We start from the raw sequence: 21,740 nt of genomic DNA, 5'->3' as shown, positions 1-21,740 counted from the left end.
TGCCCTACAGCCGCAGTTCCAACCCGAGGTAGGCCGAACGCCCGGGCGCTGGCGAGAACATCGCCTGATTGTTGCCGCCCCAGAAGAAGCTGTCGTACCAGACGTAGGCGTAGCGGGTGTCGGTGAGGTTCTTGACCTGCAGGTCGAGGCTGGTGCGCGGACTGAGCTGGTAGCGCACGCTGGCATCGACCACGCGGAAGCCGCCGTACTTGCCCTGCGCATTGCGCTCGTCGATGTAGTAGTCGCCTTGCGCGCGCGCCTGCACGCCGAACGTCCAGCGCGCGTCGGGCCGGTAGTCGACGCCGGCGTTGCTGATGTAGCGCGGCACCGAGAACACCTCGCGGCCGCGCAGCGATTCGCCCGAGGCGTTGTAGGCGCTGACCACCTTGGCCTCCTGCAGCGCCTGCGACAGCCACAGCGTCCAGTGCTCGCCCAGTTGCGTGCTCAGTTGCAGGTCCACGCCCTGGCGCCGGGTCTGGCCCAGGCCCACGGTGGTGCCGGAGCTGACATTGTTGGCCACCTCGTCGGTGGCGTCCTGGCGCCAGACCGCCACGCGCGCCTCGGTGCCGGCGGCCGGCTGCAGTTTCAGGCCCAGTTCCTTGCCGGTGTTGATCGACGGCCGCACGCCGGGCTGGCCCGGCGTCAGGTAGGCCGGGGCGGTGGAACCGGTGAGGATCTGGAAGGTGCGGCCCCAGTTGGCGTACACGCTCAGCTGCGGCGTCAGCGCGTAGATCACGCTGAGCTTGGGCTGGTCGATCCAGCCGTAGCGCTGCAGCGGCGCGTGCACGCCGCCGGGCAGCGTGGTGTCGCCGGAAAAGCGGTCGACGCGGAACGCCGGCACGATCTTCAGCGCGGCGGTCGGCTGCAATACCGCCTGCAGGTACAGGCCGAGGTTGTCGAGCGTGTAGCGGTCGTCGTTCTGCACGCGCGCCGGCGCGCTCCAGAAATCGGTCGGCACCGCGTAGGCATAGCGGTAGCGGCGATAGCGGTTGTCCTGGTGCTCGGCGTTGAGGCCGCCTTCCAGGCTCAGCAGGTCGCTGGCCTGCCAGGTGACGGTGCTGAGCAGGCCGGTCTGGGTTTCGTCCCATTGCCGGCGCTGCCGCGGTGCGTTGCCGATCGGGTAGGGGGTGAAGGTGACGCGGCGCTCTTCGTCGTAGCGGTTGACGTACAGCGTGTTGCGCAGCTGCACACCGTCGCCGAGCTTGAAGTCGGCATGCACGCTGGCCTGGCGCAGGGTGCGCTCGCCGCCGTCGTTGGCATTCTGTGGCGGCGACTGGTCGCGGTCGTCGTTCCATTGCGCGGCGGTGAGGAAGCCTGGCGCATCGGCCTTCAGATGGTAGGCGCGGGCGATCAGGCCGATGCGCGCGGTGTCGTCGTCTTCGCCGTAGAACCACTTGCCGCCGAGCGTGTACTTGCGCGCGCTGTCGTGCGCGCGCTCGCCTTGTGTGGCCTGGGCGCCGACGAAATAGTTCTGCGCCAGGCCGCCTGCCTCATGGCCGACGGCGTACTGCAGTGCGCGCGTGGCGAAGCTGCCGTAGCTCAGTCGCAGATCCTGGTAGTCGCCGCCCTGGCGGGTGGCGATGTTGAGGTTGCCGCCGATGTTGTGCAGGCCGTAGCGCGGGTCGTTGGTGCCGCGCACGACTTCGATGTAGGCGATCTCCAGCGGGAAGATCATGTCGGTGAAGCGCTGGTTGCCGCTGTTGGCATCGCTGGGCACGCCATCGATCAGGATCTTGATGCCGTTGAGGTAGCCCTCGCCGTTGAAGGCGCGGAAGGTCGCCTTGCCGGATTCGGCGCCCTGGCGGATCTCGGTGAGCTGCACGCCGGGCATCATGCCCAGCAACTCCCAGCCGTTCATGACCTGCTTGTCGCCGATCTGCTCGCTGCCGAGCACGTCGACCGAACTGAGGATGTTGCGGGTGGACAGCGAGGCGGCGGTCGCGCGCCGCGCCTCCACGGTGCCAAGGGTGGTGGTGGTCTCGGAGGTGAGGGTCTGCGCGGCGGCATGGCCGGCGGCAAGCCCGGCCAGCACGGCCAGCGCAAGGGATTCGATCTTCATGGGGTCTGCAAGCAAGTGGGGACAGCGGAGGGCTGGCGGCAACGGCGAGGTTGCGGGGCTTGCTTGTTCGGTACGCTGGGCGTACCTCGCTCCGTGAAGGCGATGTTATGCGATTTCGCCGGGAAAATCGCGCGGTTGTCTGCGCCACGCAGGCAACCGCGCCGTGGCACCGGCGTGCGGATGGCGCCGGGAAGACCGAGGCGCGGCCGCAGCGGACCGCGCTGACGTCGGCAATGGCTACAGGCGCAGTTCGAAGCCGAGATAGGCCGCGCGTCCGGGCGCCGGCGAGAACATCGGCTGGTCGTTGCCGCCCCAGAAGAAGTTGTCGTACCAGACGTAGGCGTAGCGGGCGTCGGTGAGGTTCTTGACCTGCAGGTCGAGGCTCGCACGCGGGCTGAGTTGGTAGCGCACGCTGGCATCGACCACGCGGAAGCCGCCGTACTTGCCCTGCGCATTGCGTTCGTCGATGTAGTAGTCGCCCTGCGCGCGCGCCTGCAGTCCCAGCTTCCAGCGTGCGTCGGGCCGGTAGTCGACACCGGCGTTGCTGATGTAGCGTGGGGTGGAGAACACCTCGCGCCCGCGCAGCGACTCGCCGCTCGCGGTAAAGGCGCTGACCACTTTGGCTTCCTGGATCGCGTGCGACAGCCACAGCGTCCAGCGCTCGCCCAGTTGCGTGCTCAGTTGCAGGTCCACGCCCTGCCGGCGGGTCTGGCCGAGCCCGACCGTGGTACCGGTACTGGGCATGTTGGCCACTTCGTCGGTGGCATCCTGGCGCCAGACCGCCACGCGCGCCTCGGTGCCGGCGATGGGCTGCAGTTTCAGGCCCAGCTCCTTGCCGGTATTGATCGAGGGCCGGAACGTGCTCTGCCCGGGCGTCAGGTAGGCCGGGGCGGTCGAGCCGGTGAGGATCTGGAAGGTGCGGCCCCAGTTGGCGTAAACGCTCAGCTGCGGGGTCAGCGCGTAGATCAGGCTGAGCTTGGGCTGTTCGATCCAGCCGTAGCGCTGCAGCGGCGCATGCACGCCGCCGGGCAGCGCGGTCTCGCCGGAGAAGCGGTCCACGCGGAATGCGGGGACGATCTTCAGCGCATCGCTCGGTTGGATCACCGCCTGCAGGTACAGGCCGAGATTGTCGAGGCTGTAGCGGTCGTCGTTCTGCACGCGTGCCGGCGCGCGGTCGAAATCGGTCGGCACGCTGTAGGCGTAGCGCGAGCGCCGGTAACGGTTGTCCTGGTGCTCGGCATTGAAGCCGCCTTCCACGCTCAGCAGATCGCTGGCCTGCCAGGTGACGGTGCTGAGCAACCCGGTCTGGGTTTCGTCCCATTGCCGACGCTGCCGTGGCGCGTTGCCCAGCGGGTAGCGGGTGAAGGTGATCCGGCGATCGTCCTGGTAACGGTTGAGGTACAGCGTGTTGCGCAATTGCAAGCCGCCGCCGAGCTTGAAGTCGGCGTGCACGCTGGCCTGGCGTATGTCGCGGTCGTCGCCGTCGTTGGCGTTCTTCGGCGGCGACTGGTCGCGGTCCTCGGCCAACTCGGTGGCGGTGAGGAAGCCCGATTCGTCGGCCTCGTGGTGGTAGGCGCGTGCGATCAGGCCGATGCGTGCGGCATCGTCGTCTTCGCCGTAGAACCATTTGCCGCCGAGGGTGTACTTGCGCGAGCGGTCGTGCTGGCGATAGCCGTGCGCGGCCTGCGCGCCGACGAAATAGTTCTGCGCCAGGCCATCGGCCTCATGGCCGACGGCGTACTGCAGTTCGCGGGTGGCGAAACTGCCGTAACTCAGCCGCAGGTCCTGGTAGTCGCCGCCCTGGCGGGTGGCGATGTTGAAGTTGCCGCCGATGTTGTGCAGGCCGTAACGCGGATCGTTGGTGCCGCGCACCACCTCGATGTAGGCGATCTCCAGCGGGAAGATCATGTCGATGAAGCGTTGGTTGCCGCTGTTGACGTTGCTCGGCACGCCGTCGATCAGCACCTTGATGCCGTTGATGTAGCCCTCGCCGTTGAAAGCGCGGAAGGTGACCTTGCCCGACTCGGCACCCTGCCGGGTTTCGGTGAGCTGCATGCCGGGCATCTGCCCCAGCAACTCCCAGCTGTTCATGACCTGCTTGTCGGCGATCTGTTCGCTGCCGAGCACGTCGACCGAGCTGAGGATGTTGCGGGTGGACAGCGAGGCGGCGCTGTGGCGCCGCGCTTCCACGGTGCCGAGGGTGGTGGTGGTGTCGGTGGTCGTCTGCGCGGCGCCGTCGCCGGCCGCGAGCCCGGCCAGCACGGCGAGGGCATGGGTGTAGGTCTTCATGGTGGCTGCGGACAAGGGGGAGTGGAGACTGGCGGCAGCGGCTGGCTGCGGGCGAGCGGGTGGTACGCGGTCCGAGGTACGAGCGCGGCCCCGATTAGGTGATGTTATATCATTTCGTTAAGGAGTTGTCGGAATCCGCCTGCCGGTCGACGCGACAGGTGCCCGTCTCGGCCGTGCGGCAGAGGGACTTCGCCGCATGGACGCGAGAGAGACGGGACGTGGCGGGGCCGCGCGGAGCGGCCCCGCGGCCGTTCAGGCCGGTTGCCGCGCGACCTGGAAGCCGGCGAAGGACTGCGTCACCGGCATGATTTCCAATCGATTGATGTTCAGATGCGGCGGCAGCGTCGCCACCCAGAAGATCTGTTCGGCGATGTCCTCGGCGGTCATCGGCTGCGCACCCTGGTAGAGCGTGTCCGAGGCCTGCTGGTCGCCATGGGTGCGGACCAGGGTGAACTCGGTCTCGGCCATGCCCGGTTCGATCGCGGTGACGCGCACGCCGGTGCCATGCAGATCCGAGCGCAGGCCCAGCGAGAACTGGCTGACGAAGGCCTTGGTGCCGCCGTAGGTGTTGCCGCCGGGGTAGGGATACAGCGCGGCGACCGAACTGATGTTGATGATCGCGCCGCGACGCTGGATCAGCGTCGGCAGCAGGCGATGGGTCAGCGTCACCAGCGCGGTGATGTTGGTGTCGATCATCGTGCGCCAGTCGTCCAGTTGCGCGGCCTGCGCCGGCGCGGTGCCCTGGGCCAGGCCGGCGTTGTTGACCAGCAGGTCGATGCCGCGGAACGCCTCGGGCAATGCCGCCAGCATCGCGTCCAGCGCGTCGGTGTCGCGGATGTCGAAGGCGGCGATGTGCACGCGCTCGGCGCCGAAGGCGTCCAACAGCGGTTGCAGGCGCTCGGCGCGGCGGCCGGTGGCGATCACGCGCCAGCCGGCATCGACGAAGCGGCGCACGGCGGCAGCGCCGAAACCGGAGGTGGCGCCGGTGATCAGGGCAGTCTGAGTCATTGGGGGGCCGGGAATAGGGAGTGGGGAATCGGGAATGGTAAAAGCAAAACCCGGTCGCGCGCGTCGACGGCGCGTGTGCCCGCAGGGGAAGTCGGCTTCGATGATCGATGGCGGGCCCGCGCGGCGCGACAGCGCGCGGATCCGAAGCGTCTTCAAGCCTCGTCGCGCGGAACGGGACGTGCTCGTGTCCCCATTCCAGATTCCTGGCGACTAGGTCTTTTGCGTAGCCGCCGGCAGATCGTCGTCGTGGAACTGCAGCGTCATATCGGGGCCAGCGCGGCCCAACGTCAGCAGAGACAACTCATGCACGCACGTAAAGGTGAAAACGACAAGAAGGCCGCTTCACCCATTCCCCAATCCCGATTCCCGAATCCCGGCTCTACTGCGCCTTGATCGCGATCGCCGACAGCCCACTGCCGTTCAACTTCTGCTTGGCCTCGGCCAGTTCGCTGGCGGTGCCGTACGGCCCCATGCGCACGCGATAGACGGTCTTGCCGCTGATCTGCGCCGATTCCACGCGTGCGGACAGGCCGAGCATCGCCAGCTTGGCTTTGGTCGACTCGGCGTCGCCGGAGGCGCCGAATGAGCCGGCCTGCAGGATGTAGCGGGCGTTGTCGGGCGCGGCCGTTGCCGCGGCAGTCGCCGGTGCGGTGGTCGCGGCAGGCGTTGCCGTGGCGGTTGCCGGCTTGGCGGCGGCGGGGGCGGTGCTGGCGGCCGCGCTCGGCGTTTCCGGCAGCGGGGTCGGGTTGGCCGCCGTCGCGGTCGGCGCGGTGGCGGCCGCGGCCGGAGTGGTGCCGGTGGCGGCCGTGCCTGCGGCGGCCTGCGCCTTGGCCTGGCGAATGGCCTCGGCGCGCGCGCTGGCGGCCAGTTCGGCGTCGGACATCTGCACTTCCTTGCCGGGCAGCAGGGTGTAGAAGTCGTACTGGGTCTGCGCGTCCTTCTTCGCTTCCGGCTTGGTGCTGCCGGCCGCGTTGGCGGCGGGCTTGGGCAGGTCCGGGGCCGCATCGACGTCGGCATCGGCCACCGGCGCCGGTTGCGCATCCGGATTGGCGCGCGGGCCGCCCACGCGCAGGAAGTCGCCGTCCTTCTTGAACAGCCCCGGCGCGCCGAGGAACACCACCGCGGCGATCGCCGCGCCGGCGATCAGCCACACCCACCCGGGCGTGCCGTTGCCGCTGTTGCGCCGGGCCTGGGTCTTACCGCGTCGTGCTGCCATTTACCGCTTCTCCACTCACATTTTTTCCGGGGCCGAGACGCCCAGGAGATTCAGACCGTTCGCCAGGACCTGCTGCGCCGCCACCGCCAGGGTCAGCTTGGCGTTGCGTTCGCCGGCGTCGTCCACCAGCACCGGGGTGCCGTGGTACCAGGTGTGGAAGGCCGTCGCCAGTTCGCGCAGGTATTGCGCGATCAGGTGCGGCTCCAGCGCATGCCCCGCATTCTCCACCACTTCCGGGTAGCGCGAGAGTTCCTGCATCAGTTCCAGCGAGGTCGCGTCGCTGAGCCGGTTCAGTTGCGCCTGGCCGTCCGCCTGGTCGTAGTCCAGCTTCTTCTCCTGCGCCTGGCGCAGCAGGCTGCACACGCGGGCATGCGCGTACTGCACGTAGAACACCGGGTTGTCGTTGCTCTGCTGGCGCGCCAGGTCGATGTCGAAGGTGAGCTGGGAATCGGGCTTGCGCGCGATCAGGAACCAGCGCGTGGCGTCGCGGCCGGCTTCCTCGATCAGGTCGCGCAGGGTCAGGTAGCTGCCGGCGCGCTTGGACAGCTTCACTTCCTCGCCGCCGCGCATCACCGTGACCATCTGGTGCAGCACGTACTCCGGCCAACCCTTGGGGATGCCCAGGTCCATCGCCTGCAGGCCGGCACGCACGCGCGCCAGCGAGCCGTGGTGGTCGGCGCCCAGTTCGGTGATGGCGCGCACGTAGCCGCGCTGCCACTTGCTCAGGTGGTAGGCCACGTCCGGCACGAAGTAGGTGTAGGTGCCGTCGGACTTGCGCATCACGCGGTCCTTGTCGTCGCCGAAATCGGTGGATTTCAGCCACAGCGCGCCGCCCTCTTCGTAGGTATGGCCGGAGGTGATCAGCTTCTGCACCGCCTCCTCGACCTTGCCGTCGCGGTACAGCGAGCTTTCCAGGAAGTAGATGTCGAAATCCACGCCGAACGCGGCCAGGTCGTGGTTCTGCTCGTTGCGCAGATATGCCACGGCGAAGCGGCGGATCGCATCGAGGTCCTGCGGATCCTTGGCGCCGGTGACCACGTGGCCCTCCAGGTCGACCGCGGCGCCGACCATGTAGGCGTCGGCCACGTCCTGGATGTAATCGCCGCGGTAGCCTTCTTCCGGCCAGTCGGGGCTGTCGGGGGTCTTGCCCAAAGCGCGCGCCTGCACCGAGCGCGCCAGGTTCTCGATCTGGTTGCCGCCGTCGTTGTAGTAGAACTCGCGCTTGGCGTTCCAGCCGTTGGCCTCGAGCAGGCGCGCCAGGCAGTCGCCGATGGCCGCGGCGCGGCCATGGCCGACGTGCAGCGGCCCGGTCGGGTTGGCCGAGACGTACTCCACGCCCACGGTGCGGCCGTTGCCGACCAGGCTGCGGCCGTAGTCCTCGCCCTGCTTGAGCACCGCCAGCACCTCGCGCTGGTAGGCGCCGGGACCGAGATGGAAATTGATGAAGCCGGGGCCGGCGATCTCGACCTTGCTGACGTCGTCGTTGGCCGGCAGCGCGTCCACCAGCTGCTGGGCGAGGGCGCGCGGATTGGTGCGCGCGGCCTTGGCCAGCAGCATCGCCGCGTTGGTGGCGAAGTCGCCGTGCTCGCGGGTCTTGGGCCGCTCGACCACGAAGTCCGGCGGCAGGGTGTCGGCCGGCAGGGTGCCATTGGCGCGCAAGGCTTCGATGCCTTGACCGATCAGGGCGCGGAGTTGGGATTTCACGAGATCTCTGCTTGAAGCGCGGAACCGGCGATTTTACCCGACCCGCCGCCTCCCGGCCCGTCCCGGGTTCAGCCCGACCTCAGCCGCGACGCCACGATGCCGCGACCAGCACGCGCCTGCGCCCCTGGGCCTGGGCCGGCTGACCGCCGGCGTGGCCTGGAGCCGGCCTCGCCGGGATCGGCGCCCTGCGGCATGGCACGCCCAGCCGCCGCCTCGGTTCAGGCCCAGCCGCGCGATGCCATCGAGACAGGCACGCCGTCGCCGACGATGAAGTGGTCGAGCAGGCGCACGTCGATCAGGTCCAGCGCCTGTTTCAGCCGGTCGGTGACGGCGCGGTCGGCGGGCGAGGGTTCCGGGTTCCCGGACGGGTGGTTGTGGCCGATGATCACCGCGGCGGCGTTGAGCGTGAGCGCACGCCGCACCACCTCGCGCGGATGCACCTCGGCGCCGTCCAGCGTGCCCTGGAACAGTTCCTCGAACGCCAGCCAGCGGTGCCGGGTGTCCAGGAACAGCGCGGCGAACACCTCGTACGGCCGCGCCCGCAGGCGTTGCGCGAAGTAGCGGCCGGCGGTGATCGGGTTGCTGAGGGTGTCGCCGCGCTGCAGTTCCGCGGCCAGGTGGCGCTGGCCCAGTTCCAGCGCCGCCGACAGCTGGCAGGCCCGCGCCGGGCCCAGCCCGGGCAGGCGCACCAGGTCGCCTGGCGATCGGTCCAGCAGCGTGCGCAACGGCCCGTGCCGCTGCAGCAGGTCGCGCGAGGTGCGCACCGCGTCGCTGCCGGGCAGGCCGGAGCCGAGAAAGATCGCCAGCAGTTCGGCGTCGGAAAGGGCCCGGGGACCGCGTGCCAGCAGCTTTTCCCGGGGACGTTCTTCGCAGGGCCAGTCGGAGATGTGCATATCGCCAGGGTGCCGGCCGACATGGCGCAACGGTATCAGGCCGCCAAAACCCATCGGGTAAGCTAATCGTCCTTGTATGGGTAGGACATTCCCGACGTGACCGCGATTTTCGAGAGGCCCCTGCCGGGGCGACGTGTGCTGTTGTGCGTCGGCGGGGGAATCGCCGCCTACAAGGCGCTGGAACTGGTGCGGCGCCTGCGCGACGCCGGCGCCGAGGTGCAGGTGGCGATGACTGCCGGCGCGCAGCAGTTCGTCACCCCGCTGAGCTTCCAGGCGCTGTCCGGCCATCTCACCCGCACCACGCTGTGGGACAGTGGCGCCGAGCAGGCGATGGGTCACCTGGAACTGGCCCGCTGGGCCGAGCAGGTGGTGGTGGCCCCGGCCACTGCCGACCTGCTGGCGCGCCTGGCGCACGGGCTGGCCGACGACCTGGTGGGCACGCTGTGCCTGGCCAGCACCGCACCGTTGACCGTGTGCCCGGCGATGAACCACCGCATGTGGCTGCACCCGGCCACCCAGGCCAACATCGCCACCCTGCGCGCGCGCGGCGCTCAGGTGGTCGGCCCGAACGACGGCCCCCTGGCCGAAGGCGAGTCCGGCCCCGGACGCCTGGCCGAACCGGAGCAGATCGTCGCCGCGCTCGTTGGGCGCACCGACCAGAGCGCCGCATCAGCCAAGCCGGCCGTGGCCGCCGTCCCGGCGCGTTCCGGCGCGGGCACCGGCACTGCCGCCCTGCGCGGCCTGCGCGTGGTGATCAGTGCCGGCCCCACCTACGAAGACCTGGATCCGGTGCGTTACCTGGGCAACCGCAGCAGCGGCAAGATGGGCTATGCGCTGGCCGCGGCCGCGGTCCGGCAAGGCGCCGAGGTGGTGCTGGTCAGCGGTCCGGTGCATTTGTCTACGCCCGACGGCGTGCAGCGCATCGACGTGCGCTCGGCCGCGCAGATGCGCGAGGCGGTGCTCGGCGCGCTGCCGGCGGACATCTACATCGGCACCGCCGCGGTCGCCGATTACACGCCAAAACAGGTGGCGGCGCAGAAGATCAAGAAGAGCGGCGAGACGCTCACCCTCGAACTGACCCGCACTCCGGACATCCTGGCCGAGGTCGCCGCGCAGACCCAGGCGCTGAAGCTGGTGGTCGGCTTCGCCGCCGAGACCCACGACATCGAGCGCTACGCCCGTGGCAAACTCGCCGACAAGCACCTGGACCTGATCGTGGCCAACCGGGTGGGGGTGGCCGGCAACGGCTTCGAGAGCGACCAGAACGCGGCCACGGCCTACTGGCAGGATGGCGAACGCGACTTCCCGGCGGTCTCCAAGACGCAGCTGGCCGAACAACTGCTGGACCTGATCGCGCAGAGGCTGCACGCATGAGCACTCCCACGCCCTATCCGCTGCAGGTGAAGTTGCTGGATCCGCGCTTCGGCGACAGCTGGCCGCTGCCCGACTACGCCACCGAAGCCAGCGCCGGGCTCGACCTGCGCGCGGCCACCGAGGCGCCGTTGACCCTGGCGCCGGGCGACACCGCGCTGATCCCCAGCGGCCTGTCCATCTACATCGCCGATCCGCAGCTGTGCGCGGTGGTGCTGCCGCGCTCGGGCCTGGGCCACCGCCACGGCATCGTGCTCGGCAACGGCACCGGCCTGATCGACGCCGACTACCAGGGGCCGCTGCTGATCAGCGTCTGGAACCGCGGCCGCGAGGACTTCACCATCGCCCCCGGCGACCGCATCGCGCAGCTGGTGGTGATGCCGGTCGTGCGTGTCGCCCTGCAGGTGGTGGATACTTTCGCCGACAGCGCCAGGGGAACGGGTGGATTCGGCCATACCGGAGTGCGCTGACAGGGGATCGTCTGCATGAGCGAGGCAACACAAGCGCGGCCGGTGCCGCAGGGTTTGCGCAAGGTGGCGCCTCTGCTGACGGTGCTGCTGGTGCTGTTGGTGGTCTGGTTCGGCTGGAGCGGGGTCGAGCAATGGCGCGCCGAGCAGGCCGCCGCCACGCTGGAGCAGGCGCGCGATGCCGCGGTGACGCAGACCCAGCAGGCGCTGGCGGGCGTGGGCAGACGTCTGTCCGAACGCCTGCAGCAGCCGGCCGTGCAGGCGGCCTTGAGCCGCGGCGATGCCGCGGCCGCCGCCCAGGCGCTGCGTGCGGACTGGGCGCAGGCCGAGGCCGCGCAGGTGCTGCCGGCCGATCTGGAACCGGGCTACACCGATGCGGCGCACTTCGGCTACGGCCGCCTGGCGCTGCTGGAGAAGGCCCTGATGACCGGCAAGCTCGCCAGCGCGGTGATCCGCGACGGCGGCGGCCCGCGGCTGGGCCTGGCCGCGCCGGTCTCGCTGGGCGGCAACGCCGGGGTGGTGTACCTGCGCCTGCCACTGGCGCTGCTGACCGACCCGGTCGCGCAGGCATCGGTGCCGGGCACCGGCTATCTGGCCCTGCGCCAGGGCAGCTACGACGTGATCGCCGCCGGTGACAATGCGCTGCATGATCGCGCCGACGCGATGTCGCGCCCGGTCGGCGACAGCGGTCTGCGCATGGTCGCCTCGCTGCCGGATACCGAAGCCGGCCCGCTGGGGCTGGGCGCGCTGCCCTGCCTGCTGGTCGCCGGCCTGTGCCTGGTGCTGGGCGCGCTGGTGTTGCTGGCCGCGCGTGGGCGCCTGCCGCAGCCGCGGGTGCGCCGCGCCGGCGCGGCGGTGGCCGAAGAACACACCCTGCAGCAGAGCCTGCAACGCCAGGAACCGCCGCCGCCGCCACCCGTCACCGAGGAGGCCGCGCCGGCCAAGCCGGTGCCGGCGTTCACGGTGGCGCCGGAGATCTTCCGCGCCTACGACATCCGCGGCGTAGTCGGCCGCGACCTCAGCCCGCAGGTGGCGGCGCTGATCGGCCAGGCGATCGGCGCGGTGATGCAGGAGCAGGGGCTCAACGAGGTGGTGGTCGGCCGCGATGGCCGCCTGTCCGGGCCGGAGCTGTCGGCCGCACTGATCGAAGGCCTGCGCCGCGCCGGCTGCCACGTCACCGACATCGGCCTGGCGCCGACCCCGGTGGTCTACTTCGCCGCCTACCACCTGCGCGCCGGCAGCTGCGTGGCGGTGACCGGCAGCCACAATCCCGCCGACTACAACGGCTTCAAGATCGTGGTCGGCGGCGAGACCCTGTCCGGCGCCGCCATCGCCGACCTGCACGCACGGATCAGCGCCGGCCGCCTGCCCACTGCCGAGGAACCGGGCCGGCTGCAGCAGCGTGACGTCGGCGACGACTACATCCAGCGCATCGCCGACGACGTGCAGCTGGACCGCCCGCTCAAGGTGGTGGCCGATGCCGGCAACGGCGTCGGTGGCGAACTGGCGCCGCGCCTGCTGGAAGCGATCGGTGCCGAGGTCGTGCCGCTGTACTGCGACGTCGACGGCACCTTCCCCAACCACCATCCCGACCCCAGCGAGCCGCACAACCTCGAGGATCTGGTGCAGACGGTGCGGCGCTTCGATGCCGACCTCGGCGTGGCCTTCGACGGCGACGCCGACCGCCTCGGCGTGGTCACCAAAGAAGGCACGGTGATCTACCCGGACCGCCTGCTGATGCTGTTCGCCGCCGACGTGCTGCAACGCAATCCCGGCGCGCTGGTGATCTACGACGTCAAGTGCACCGGCAAGCTGTCCGACTACGTGCTGCGCAACGGCGGCAGCCCGCTGGTCTGGAAGACCGGGCATTCGCTGATCAAGGCGAAGATGCGCGAGACCGATGCCGAACTGGCCGGCGAGATGAGCGGCCACTTCTTCTTCAAGGAGCGCTGGTACGGCTTCGACGACGGCCTGTACGCGGCGGCGCGGTTGCTGGAGATCCTGGCCCAGCGCGAGGAATCGCCGTCGGAGGTGCTGGCGGAGTTGCCCGACAGCGTGGCCACGCCGGAGATCAAGCTGCCGGTGGACGGGCAGGACGCGCATGCGCTGGTCGCCGACCTGGTCGCCCAGGCGCAGCAGGAGGGCTCGCCGTTCGCCGGCGCGCGGCTGCTGACCATCGACGGGCTGCGCGCCGACTTCCCGGATGGCTGGGGCCTGGTGCGCGCCTCCAACACCACGCCGGTGCTGGTGCTGCGCTTCGAAGCCGACAACGCGGCGGCGCTGGAGCGGATCAAGGCGCTGTTCCGCGCCCAGCTGCAGGCCGTGCTGCCGGGCCTGGCGCCGACCTTCTGAGGCGGCGTCGCGCGCCCGGCCTGGTCCGGGCGCCGGGGTGTGCGACGGCTCAGCCGCCGGCGGTGGTGGCGGACTGTGCCGGGCCGTTGCCTCTGGCCGCGCGATAGCGCTGCAGCACGTCCTCGATTTCCTGATCCAGGCCGAGCCGCTGCTGTTCGAAGTTCTTCTGCATGCGCAGCTGCCATAGCAAGGCGCGGTGCCGCTGCTGCACGTCGTCGGCGGTCTTGGCCGGCACGCTCTGCCCGGCCAGCTCGCGCGCGCCGGCGCCGGACAGCAGGCCGATCAGGCCCTGGCGCAGGCTCTCCACGTTGTAGCGCGCGGTCTGGATGTTGTTGTCGACGATGCCGATGCGCTCGGCGAACACCCGGCGCAGTTCGTCCTCGGTCTGGTACGACAGCAGCATCGCCTGGTCGGTGCGCTTGCGCGTTTCCAGCGCGGCCTGGTCGGCGCGCTGCTGCGCGGCGTCGGCGGCGGCCGCGGCGCGTTCCTCGGCGTTCAGCGCACGCCCGACCTCGGCGCTGCGCATGCCGCTGGTGGCGTTGAACTCGTCGCGCGCCTGGTTCACCGCTTCCGGCGGCAACGCATCGCTGCAGGTACGTTGGCCGCCCTGGTTCCAGCAGTACAGCTTCTTGGACGGCGCCGACGCCTGTTGCGCGGCGGCCGGCAAGGCCAGCAGCGCCAGCAGCGCCGGCAGGACGCGAGTGCGTGGTCGGATCGGCATCGTGGCAGCCCCCTGCTGTCAGCCAGACGAAGCGCAGCCGTAGCGGGCCCGGTAGGCCAGCAGCGGTTCGCGGAAGCCGACAAGGTCTGCGTTTCCGTCGATGAATGCAAGCAGGTCGCCCAGATGCGCGACCGAGACCACAGGAACGCCGGCCTCGGCGGCCACCGCCTGCGCCGCCGAGCGGCGGTCGTCCTCGGCGGCGATCTCCTGGCGGTCCAGCGCGACCAGGATCGCGGCCGGCTCGCCGCCGGCGGCGCGGATGATGCCCAGCGCCTCGCGGATCGCGGTGCCGGCGGTGATCACGTCGTCCACGATCAGCACCCGGCGGCCGGCCAGCGGCGCGCCGATCAGGCTGCCACCTTCGCCGTGTGCCTTGGCTTCCTTGCGGTTGAACGCCAGCGGCAAATCGCGCCCGCGCCGCGCGTACTCGCAGGCCACCGCCGTCGCCAGCGGGATGCCCTTGTAGGCCGGGCCGAACAGCAGATCGAAATCGAGCCCGGCGGCATCGGCCGCATCGGCGTAGCACGCCGCCAGCCGCGCCATGCTGGCGCCGGAGTCGAAGCGTCCGGCATTGAAGAAATACGGACTGAGGCGCCCGGACTTCAGCGTGAACTCGCCGAAACGCAGCGCCTCCACGTCCAGGGCCAGTTGCAGGAAACGTTGCCGGTAGTCGGTCATTGGGAGGCCGGGATTCGGGATTGGGGATTAGGGATTCGTAAAAGCGTACCCCATGCGCGGACGCTGCATGGGCGTGACCGGCTATGCTTTCACAAATCCCGTCATCCCCAATCCCGAATCCCGGCTCCCCACCCATGCGCATCATCAGCTTCAACGCCAACGGCCTGCGGTCGGCCGCCACCAAGGGTTTTTTCGAGTGGTTCGCCACCCAACAGGCGGATGTGCTGTGCGTGCAGGAGACCAAGGCGCAGGAGCATCAGCTGGCCGGGCCGGCGTTCCTGCCGGACGGCTACCGGGTCTGGTTCCGCGACGCCAGCACCAAGAAGGGCTACAGCGGCGTGGCCATCTACAGCAAGCGCGAGCCGGACGAGGTGCGGACCGCGCTGGGCTGGCCCGAGTTCGACGAGGAGGGCCGCTACATCGAGGCGCGCTTCGGCAACCTGAGCGTGGTGTCCTTCTACATTCCCTCCGGGTCATCCGGCGAGCTGCGTCAGGGCTACAAGTTCCAGGTCATGGACTGGCTGCGGCCGATCCTGGTGGAGTGGCTGCACAGCGGCCGCGACTACGTGCTGTGCGGCGACTGGAACATCGTGCGCTCGGCGCTGGACATCAAGAACTGGAAGTCGAACCAGAAGAACTCCGGCTGCCTGCCGGCCGAGCGCGACTGGCTCAACGGCCTGTGCGCCGACCGCGCCGAAGAGGCCGATGCGGCCAGCGGCCGCGGCTGGGTCGACGCCTACCGCGCGCTGCATCCCGACGGCCAGGACTACACCTGGTGGAGCAACCGCGGCGCGGCGCGCGCCAACGACGTCGGTTGGCGCATCGACTACCAGTTCGTCACCCCGACCCTGCGCGAGCGCCTGCAGGGCTGTTCGATCTATACCGCGCAGCGCTTCTCCGACCACGCGCCGTTCACGGTGGACTACCGCGAATGAGCGGCGGTGCTGCCGCGGCGCCGGTGTCCTACAAGGGCTGGGCCGGGATCAAGCGCGCCTTCGCTACGCCGTCGGCGGCGACGATGGCGCTGCTGGGCTTCGGCAGCGGCCTGCCGTTCCTGCTGATCGCCTCGCAGACCCTGTCCACGCGCCTGCGCGACGTCGGCCTGGACCTGGGCAGCATCGGCCTGATCAGCCTGGCCAGCTTCTTCTACCTGCTCAAGTTCCTGTGGGCGCCGCTGCTGGATCGCTACCGCTTCCCGCTGTTCGGCTTCCTCGGCCGGCGCCGCTCGTGGCTGCTGGTCGCGCAGCTGGGCGTGGCGGTCGGCCTGGTGGCGCTGGCGTTCACCCGTCCGGAGCTGAGCGTGGCCGCGCTGGTGCTGTGGGTGTTGATCGCCTCCTTTGCCGGTGCCACCCAGGACTCGGTGGTGGACGCCTACCGCATCGAGATCGCGCCGCCGTCGGCGCAGGCCGCGCTCGCCGCGACCTATACCTTCGGCTACCGCATCGGCCTGATCCTGTCCGGCGCCGGCGCGCTGTACCTGGCGCAGTTCGGCAACTGGAGGTTGGCCTATCTGGTCATGGCCGGGCTGATGCTGCTGCCGATCGTCACCACCCTGGTGTGTCGCGAGCCGGAGGTGCCGGCCTCGACGGTGGTGCGCAAGATCGACGTGGTCGGCGCGTTCTGGCAGCCGATCTCCAGCTTCTTTTCCAGCAACGGCCTGGCGCTGGGGCTGGCGCTGCTGCTGTTCGTGGGCCTGTTCAAGTTCCCCGACCAGGTGATCGGGGTGATGTCCGGCCCGTTCTATCTGGATTCGGGCTTCGACAAGGCCGACATCGCCACCGTCTCCAAGCTGTTCGGGGTCTGGATGGGGATCGCCGGGGCCTTCGCCGGCGGCCTGGCGGTGGCCGCCTTCGGCTTCCGGCGCATGTTGCTGGTCGCCGCGCTGGGCGTGGCGCTGTCCAACCTGGCGTTCCTGCTGATGGCGCACAACCCCGGCCAGCTCTGGTCGTTCTACGCCGCGCTCAGCGCCGACAACCTGTTCCAGGGCTTCGCCGGCACCGTGCTGGTGGCCTTCATGTCCTCGCTGACCGACCGCAACTTCACCGCCACCCAGTACGCGCTGCTGGTGTCGCTGGCCAACCTGCCGGGCAAGTTCGTCGGCGGCGTCTCGGGCTATATCGTCGAAGCCACCTCCTACAGCACCTTCTTCGTGCTCAGCGCCTTCACCGTGATCCCGACCCTGCTGCTGCTGGCCTGGCTGTGGCCGCGGATCCGGGAACAGACGCCCCCAGCGCTGCCGCCGGGCGATTGAAAGGGCGCCCCCGGGCGCGGATGATGGGCAGCGGTGCATGCATGCGCCGCCGCCCGGGAGTCCGCATGAGCGACCTTGTGTTGCGCGATATCGACCCGTTCCTGCTCGAACGCATCCGCCGCATCGCCGTTGCGCGCGGCTGGACCCAGCGCCAGGCGGTGCTGGCGCTGATCGAGCAGGGCCTGTTCTCCAGCGAGCACGACGTGCGCAGCGGGTTCGAGCACCGCGAGGTGGATGCGCTCTCGGAGGCGATCGCGGCCTTGCGCGCGCTGCCGGCCGGCAGCGGCTTCTGACCTTCTAGCTAGCGTCGTCGTTCAGGCGGGGTGGATCGCGCCGAGGATGCGCGGCCCGCGCGCGCCGCTGACCGACGGCAGGTTGCCCGGCAGCCCGGCCAGGGTCTGCCGCGCCAGCCAGGCGAAGCCCATCGCTTCGATGTAGTCCGGGTCCAGGCCCTGCGCCTGGGTCGATTGCACCTGCACGCCCGGCAGCCGCGCCTGCAGCCGCGCCAGCAACAGCGGGTTGTGCACGCCGCCGCCGCACACCAGCAGCTGCCGGGTCGCCGGTTGCTGCGCCTGCAGCGCGTCGGCGACGGTGGCCGCGGTCAGTTCCAGCAGCGTCGCCTGCACCGCGGCCGGCGCGGGCGCCGGCGTGTCCAGGCAGGCCTCCAGCCAGCGCAGATGGAACTGCTCGCGCCCGGTGCTCTTGGGCGGCGGCAGCGCGAACCAGGGATCGGCCAGCAGGCGTTGCAGCAGGTCGGCGTCGACCGCGCCGCTGGCGGCGAACGCGCCGCCGGCATCGTAGGGCTGGCCGCGATGGCGCTGGCACCAGGCATCGAGCAGTGCGTTGGCCGGGCCGGTGTCGAACCCGCGCACCGCGCCGTGCGCCGGCAGCAGGGTCAGGTTGCCGATGCCGCCGAGGTTGAGCACGGCCCGGTCTTCGTGCGCCGCCCCCAGCATCGCCGCATGGAAGGCCGGCATCAGCGGCGCGCCATGGCCACCAGCGGCGACGTCGCGGCGGCGGAAGTCGCAGACCGTGGCGATGCCGGTCAGTTCGGCGATGCGGTTGCCGTCGCCAAGCTGCCAGGTGAAAGCGGGGTCGGCCAGCGGGCGATGGCGCACGGTCTGCCCGTGCGACCCGATCGCGCGGACCGCGGCCGGCGCCACCCCGGCGTCCTCGAGCAGGCGCAACGCCGCCTCGGCGAAGGCGATCGCGACCTCGGCATCGAGCTTTCCCAATGCGTCCAGCGAGGCGATGTCGCCGCCTTCGCCCAGCGCGATCAGCGCCGAGCGCTGCTGCGGCGCCCAGGCATAGGTGCGTCCCAGCTGCAGCTGCGGACGTCCAGCGTGGTCGAAGCGCACCAGCGCGGCATCGATGCCGTCGGCGCTGGTGCCGGACATCAGGCCCAGGAACAGGGCGTCGTCGGGAACGGCGGAAGGCGAGGGCATGCAAGACACCAGGCGGCGGTCGGCGCCGCAGCGTGGGCCAGGCGCCGCCGCCCGTCAATGCGCGGCGCGGCGCAAGCGGACGCCAGTACTCAGCCGGCGTCGTGCGAGCTGGCGGCCTTGGACGAGGCGACGACCTTCTTCTTCTTCGCGTCCGGCTCGCCGGCATCGGCGTAGATCAGCTTCTCCACACGCTGGATGCGCGCCAGCGCCGGCGAGGTCTGCGCGCGGAACGCGGCCAGTTCGGAGCCGGCCAGCGGGGTCGGCGGCGGCATCGTCACCGAGGCCGGGTTGCGCTGCACCCCGTCCACGCGGAATTCGTAGTGCAGGTGCGGCCCGGTGGCCATGCCGGTCATGCCGACGTAGCCGATCACCGTGCCCTGGTTGATGCGCTGGCCGGCCTTGATGCCGCCGAAGCGCGACATGTGCCCGTACAGCGTGCTGTAGCCCTTGCCGTGATCCAGGATCACCACGTTGCCGTAGCCGCGCTGGGTGCCCACGAACTGCACCCGCGCATCGCCGGCGGCCATGATCGGCGTGCCGGTCGGCGCCGCGTAGTCGATGCCCTTGTGCATGCGCATGGTGCCCAGCACCGGGTGCTTGCGCGCGCCGAAGGTGGAGCTGATGCGGCTGTAGGACACCGGCATGCGGATGAAGCTCTTCTTCAGCGGCCGCCCGGTCACGTCGAAGTACTCGGCCGGCTTGCCGCCGCGCTCGAAGCGGAAGCCGCTGTAGGTCTTGCCGCGGGTGGTGAAGGTCGCCGCCAGGATCTTGCTGGTGTCGATGCGCTCGCCTTCGCGCCAGGTCTCGTCCATGACCACGCTGAAGCGGTCGCCCGGCTGCAGGTCCTTGTCGAAGTCGATGTCGTACTTGAAGATCTCGTCGGTCATCGTCGCGATCGCCGACGGCGACAGCCCGGCCTTGCGCGCGGCCACGTACAGCGAGCTGGTGATCTCACCGCTGGTGACCACGGTGCGCGTGCTGGTCTCGCGCTCGATCACCTTTTCCTTGATGTCCTCGCCCAGCAGCGACAGTTCCACCCGATGGGTGGCGTCGCGATCGAAGCGCAGGGCGCGCAGGTCGCCGGTCGTCGCCAGGTCGAAGCCGATTTCCGCGCCCGGGCGCAGCTTGGTCAGCGCGTCGTGGGTGCCGGGATGGTCGAGCACCCGCTGCATCACCGTGGCGGGGAGGCCGAGCTTCTCGAACACCGAGCCCAGGGTCTGCCCGGATTCGATCCGCACCACCTGCCAGTTGTCGGTGATCGCAGCCTGCTGTTGCTGGGCAAGCGAGATCGGCGGCAACGGCAGCGCCAGCGTCGCCTGCGTGGTCTGCAGCGGCACGTCGATGGCGTTGGAGAAGCCCGGGACGATGGTGGCGACCATCGCGCCGATGGTGGCGAACAGGCTGGCGTGGATCCAGTGGCGGCGCGTCCAGCGGCCGGCAGGAAGATGTTCCTTCAACTTGCGATGCAGCGCAGTGTCGTGGAGAACGTGAAGGCGTTGCTGGAACCGCTGCCGGCGCGCGCGTTCCTGATCACTGTTGGGCATCAAGGCTTCCTCACGAGCCCGAAGCGCGAGCTCAAAACTCGGCTACCATAAACATCGTTCCACAGCGCGTCAAACCATTGAGCCGGCTCGGATTTTCACCTGGCTGCACGGTTAACTCGCTCTTAACGCCATTCACGTTTGTTGACGCCATTCGCCGGAGTTCCTGTTTTGTCCACGATCGAAGAGTCCCTTGCCCTGATCGGCCGCGGTGCCGATGAAATCCTCAAGCGTGAAGAACTGGAGGCCCGCCTGCGCAGCGGCCGTCCGCTGCGGATCAAGGCCGGCTTCGATCCCACCGCGCCGGATCTGCACATCGGCCACACCGTGCTGTTGAACAAGATGCGCCAGTTCCAGGACCTGGGGCACCAGGTGATCTTCCTGATCGGCGACTTCACCGGGATGATCGGCGACCCCACCGGCAAGAACGTCACCCGCAAGCCGCTGACCCGCGAGGACGTGCTGGCCAATGCGCGCACCTACGAGGAGCAGGTGTTCAAGGTGCTGGATCGCACGCGCACCGAGGTGCGCTTCAATTCGGAATGGTTCGGGCAGATGAGTGCGGCCGACATGATCCGCCTGGCCGGCCAGCACACCGTGGCGCGCATGCTCGAGCGCGACGACTTCGCCAAGCGCTACGCCGCGCAGCAGTCCATCGCCATCCACGAGTTCCTTTACCCGCTGGTGCAGGGCTACGACTCGGTGGCGCTGAAGGCCGACGTCGAGCTGGGCGGCACCGACCAGAAGTTCAATCTGCTGATGGGTCGCGGCCTGCAGGAGCACTACGGGCAGCCGGCGCAGATCGTGCTGACCATGCCGCTGCTGGAGGGCCTGGACGGGGTCAACAAGATGTCCAAGTCGCTGGGCAACTACATCGGCATCAGCGAGCCGGCCATCGACATCGTCACCAAGACCATGAAGATCGGCGACGAGCTGATGTGGCGGTGGATCGAGCTGCTGTCCTTCGAGATCGGCATGAACGAGGCGCAGGCGCTGCAGCAGCAGGTGCAGGCCGGCAGCCTGCATCCGCGCGAGGTGAAGCTGCGCCTGGCGCGCGAACTCACCACCCGGTTCCACGATGCCGCTGCTGCCGAACAGGCCATCGTCGGCTGGCATGCCGTGGTGACAGGGCAGGGCGACACCAGCGCCTTGCCGCTGCAGCAGGTCGCGGTGCCGGCGGAAGGGCTGCGGATCGCCGCATTGCTGACCGCCGCGGGCCTGACCGCCAGCAATTCCGAGGCCACCCGCAAGCTGAAGGAGCGGGCAGTGCGCGTGGCCGGCGAGGTGGTGGAGGATCCGCAGCAGAGCTTCGCGCCCGGCTTCGAGGGCGTCCTGCAGGTCGGCAAGCGGACATTCGCCCGGGTCCAGCTCATCGCAGCATGAGATCGCCCGCCCGATTGCCGCTCAGGCAATCGGGCGACGGTGGCGCGCCGCTGCCCACGCTCTATATATAGGGAGTGGCCGCGCCCGCGAAGCAGCGCCCATCAAATAGCGTGCGCGGTAAGGCAGGTGGGGCTGACAGGGACTCCGCGACGGGAGAGTGAAAAAAGTTTTCACACCCTCTTCCCAAGCGCCCGTTTTGGGGCCATACTTTCCCTCCCCTGACGCAACGCCTTCACGGCAACGCGGCAAGGGCGTCAAAAACCTCTTCAAAAAGGTGTTGACGAAGTGAAAAAGTCGGTTAATATGGCCGGCTCGCTTCGAGGAAAAGCCTTCGGATTTGGACGAAGAAGCGGCGTCAACCA

General features: G+C 69.6%; 17 protein-coding genes. 7 read left to right on the top strand and 10 right to left on the bottom strand.

From position 1 onward, the window contains the following. Positions 1-4: 4 nt before the first annotated feature. The 6 genes from PIQ37_RS18685 to radC form a co-directional block, all read right to left on the bottom strand. On the bottom strand, positions 5-2,059 hold the full coding sequence (locus PIQ37_RS18685; RefSeq protein ID WP_342074609.1) for a TonB-dependent receptor: 2,055 nt from the start codon (positions 2,057-2,059) through the stop codon (positions 5-7). Between the two features lie 237 nt (positions 2,060-2,296). Then, positions 2,297-4,348, bottom strand: a complete 2,052-nt coding sequence (locus tag PIQ37_RS18680; RefSeq protein WP_342074608.1) for a TonB-dependent receptor — start codon at positions 4,346-4,348, stop codon at positions 2,297-2,299. A 252-nt stretch (positions 4,349-4,600) separates the two neighbouring features. Next, the gene (locus tag PIQ37_RS18675; protein WP_342074607.1) at positions 4,601-5,356 is read right to left on the bottom strand and encodes an SDR family NAD(P)-dependent oxidoreductase; all 756 of its coding nucleotides are present in this window, start codon (positions 5,354-5,356) and stop codon (positions 4,601-4,603) included. A gap of 379 nt (positions 5,357-5,735) precedes the next feature. After that, positions 5,736-6,572: an SPOR domain-containing protein gene (locus PIQ37_RS18670; RefSeq protein ID WP_342074606.1), complete on the bottom strand. Its 837-nt coding sequence runs from the start codon at positions 6,570-6,572 to the stop codon at positions 5,736-5,738. Between the two features lie 15 nt (positions 6,573-6,587). After that, entirely contained in the window at positions 6,588-8,276 is a 1,689-nt protein-coding gene (gene argS / locus PIQ37_RS18665; RefSeq protein ID WP_342074605.1) for an arginine--tRNA ligase, read from the bottom strand. Between the two features lie 218 nt (positions 8,277-8,494). After that, a complete protein-coding gene (radC, locus tag PIQ37_RS18660; RefSeq protein WP_152237292.1) occupies positions 8,495-9,169 on the bottom strand; it encodes a RadC family protein in 675 nt (224 codons plus the stop codon). A 96-nt stretch (positions 9,170-9,265) separates the two neighbouring features. On the opposite strand from radC, the gene coaBC reads away from it, so the two are divergent. The 3 genes from coaBC to PIQ37_RS18645 are packed head-to-tail and all read left to right on the top strand — an operon-like array spanning position 9,266 to position 13,359. Then, positions 9,266-10,543 carry a bifunctional phosphopantothenoylcysteine decarboxylase/phosphopantothenate--cysteine ligase CoaBC gene (coaBC, locus tag PIQ37_RS18655; RefSeq protein WP_342074604.1) on the top strand — a complete coding sequence of 426 codons (1,278 nt, stop codon included), beginning with the start codon at positions 9,266-9,268 and terminating at the stop codon, positions 10,541-10,543. Beyond that, on the top strand, positions 10,540-11,010 hold the full coding sequence (dut, locus tag PIQ37_RS18650; RefSeq protein WP_017907877.1) for a dUTP diphosphatase: 471 nt from the start codon (positions 10,540-10,542) through the stop codon (positions 11,008-11,010). Before coaBC ends, dut begins: the two co-directional genes overlap by 4 nt. Positions 11,011-11,025: 15 nt before the next feature. Further along, complete coding sequence (locus PIQ37_RS18645) at positions 11,026-13,359, top strand: phosphomannomutase/phosphoglucomutase (RefSeq protein ID WP_342074603.1); 2,334 nt, start codon at positions 11,026-11,028, stop codon at positions 13,357-13,359. Positions 13,360-13,408: 49 nt separating this feature from the next. Here the strand turns inward: PIQ37_RS18645 and PIQ37_RS18640 are convergent, their stop codons facing one another. Continuing rightward, positions 13,409-14,080 carry a hypothetical protein gene (locus PIQ37_RS18640; protein WP_051067856.1) on the bottom strand — a complete coding sequence of 224 codons (672 nt, stop codon included), beginning with the start codon at positions 14,078-14,080 and terminating at the stop codon, positions 13,409-13,411. A gap of 18 nt (positions 14,081-14,098) precedes the next feature. Next, the gene (gene pyrE / locus PIQ37_RS18635; RefSeq protein WP_160962628.1) at positions 14,099-14,758 is read right to left on the bottom strand and encodes an orotate phosphoribosyltransferase; all 660 of its coding nucleotides are present in this window, start codon (positions 14,756-14,758) and stop codon (positions 14,099-14,101) included. A gap of 134 nt (positions 14,759-14,892) precedes the next feature. Here pyrE and PIQ37_RS18630 point away from each other — a divergent pair, with 134 nt between their 5' ends. The 3 genes from PIQ37_RS18630 to PIQ37_RS18620 all read left to right on the top strand — a co-directional run bounded on the left by PIQ37_RS18630 (position 14,893) and on the right by PIQ37_RS18620 (position 17,302). Next, positions 14,893-15,693, top strand: a complete 801-nt coding sequence (locus PIQ37_RS18630) for an exodeoxyribonuclease III (protein ID WP_150410967.1) — start codon at positions 14,893-14,895, stop codon at positions 15,691-15,693. Next, entirely contained in the window at positions 15,690-17,009 is a 1,320-nt protein-coding gene (locus PIQ37_RS18625) for an AmpG family muropeptide MFS transporter (RefSeq protein WP_342074602.1), read from the top strand. Before PIQ37_RS18630 ends, PIQ37_RS18625 begins: the two co-directional genes overlap by 4 nt. Before the next feature lie 65 nt (positions 17,010-17,074). Further along, complete coding sequence (locus PIQ37_RS18620) at positions 17,075-17,302, top strand: hypothetical protein (protein WP_026143529.1); 228 nt, start codon at positions 17,075-17,077, stop codon at positions 17,300-17,302. Positions 17,303-17,323: 21 nt separating this feature from the next. Here PIQ37_RS18620 and PIQ37_RS18615 read toward each other — a convergent pair whose 3' ends face one another. After that, positions 17,324-18,454 (bottom strand): anhydro-N-acetylmuramic acid kinase, encoded by a 1,131-nt coding sequence (locus tag PIQ37_RS18615; RefSeq protein ID WP_342074601.1) that lies wholly within the window; start codon positions 18,452-18,454, stop codon positions 17,324-17,326. 89 nt (positions 18,455-18,543) lie between these two features. After that, a complete protein-coding gene (locus PIQ37_RS18610; protein WP_342074600.1) occupies positions 18,544-19,998 on the bottom strand; it encodes a peptidoglycan DD-metalloendopeptidase family protein in 1,455 nt (484 codons plus the stop codon). A 168-nt stretch (positions 19,999-20,166) separates the two neighbouring features. Between PIQ37_RS18610 and tyrS the strand changes: the two genes are divergently transcribed. Continuing rightward, the gene (tyrS, locus tag PIQ37_RS18605; RefSeq protein ID WP_342074599.1) at positions 20,167-21,378 is read left to right on the top strand and encodes a tyrosine--tRNA ligase; all 1,212 of its coding nucleotides are present in this window, start codon (positions 20,167-20,169) and stop codon (positions 21,376-21,378) included. Positions 21,379-21,740 lie beyond the last annotated feature (362 nt).

This window comes from Xanthomonas protegens, assembly GCF_038442435.1.
Taxonomy (GTDB): domain Bacteria; phylum Pseudomonadota; class Gammaproteobacteria; order Xanthomonadales; family Xanthomonadaceae; genus Xanthomonas_A; species Xanthomonas_A sontii.
The sequence above is the reverse complement of the archived record's forward strand: the minus strand, read 5'-3'. Positions and strand labels throughout refer to the sequence as shown.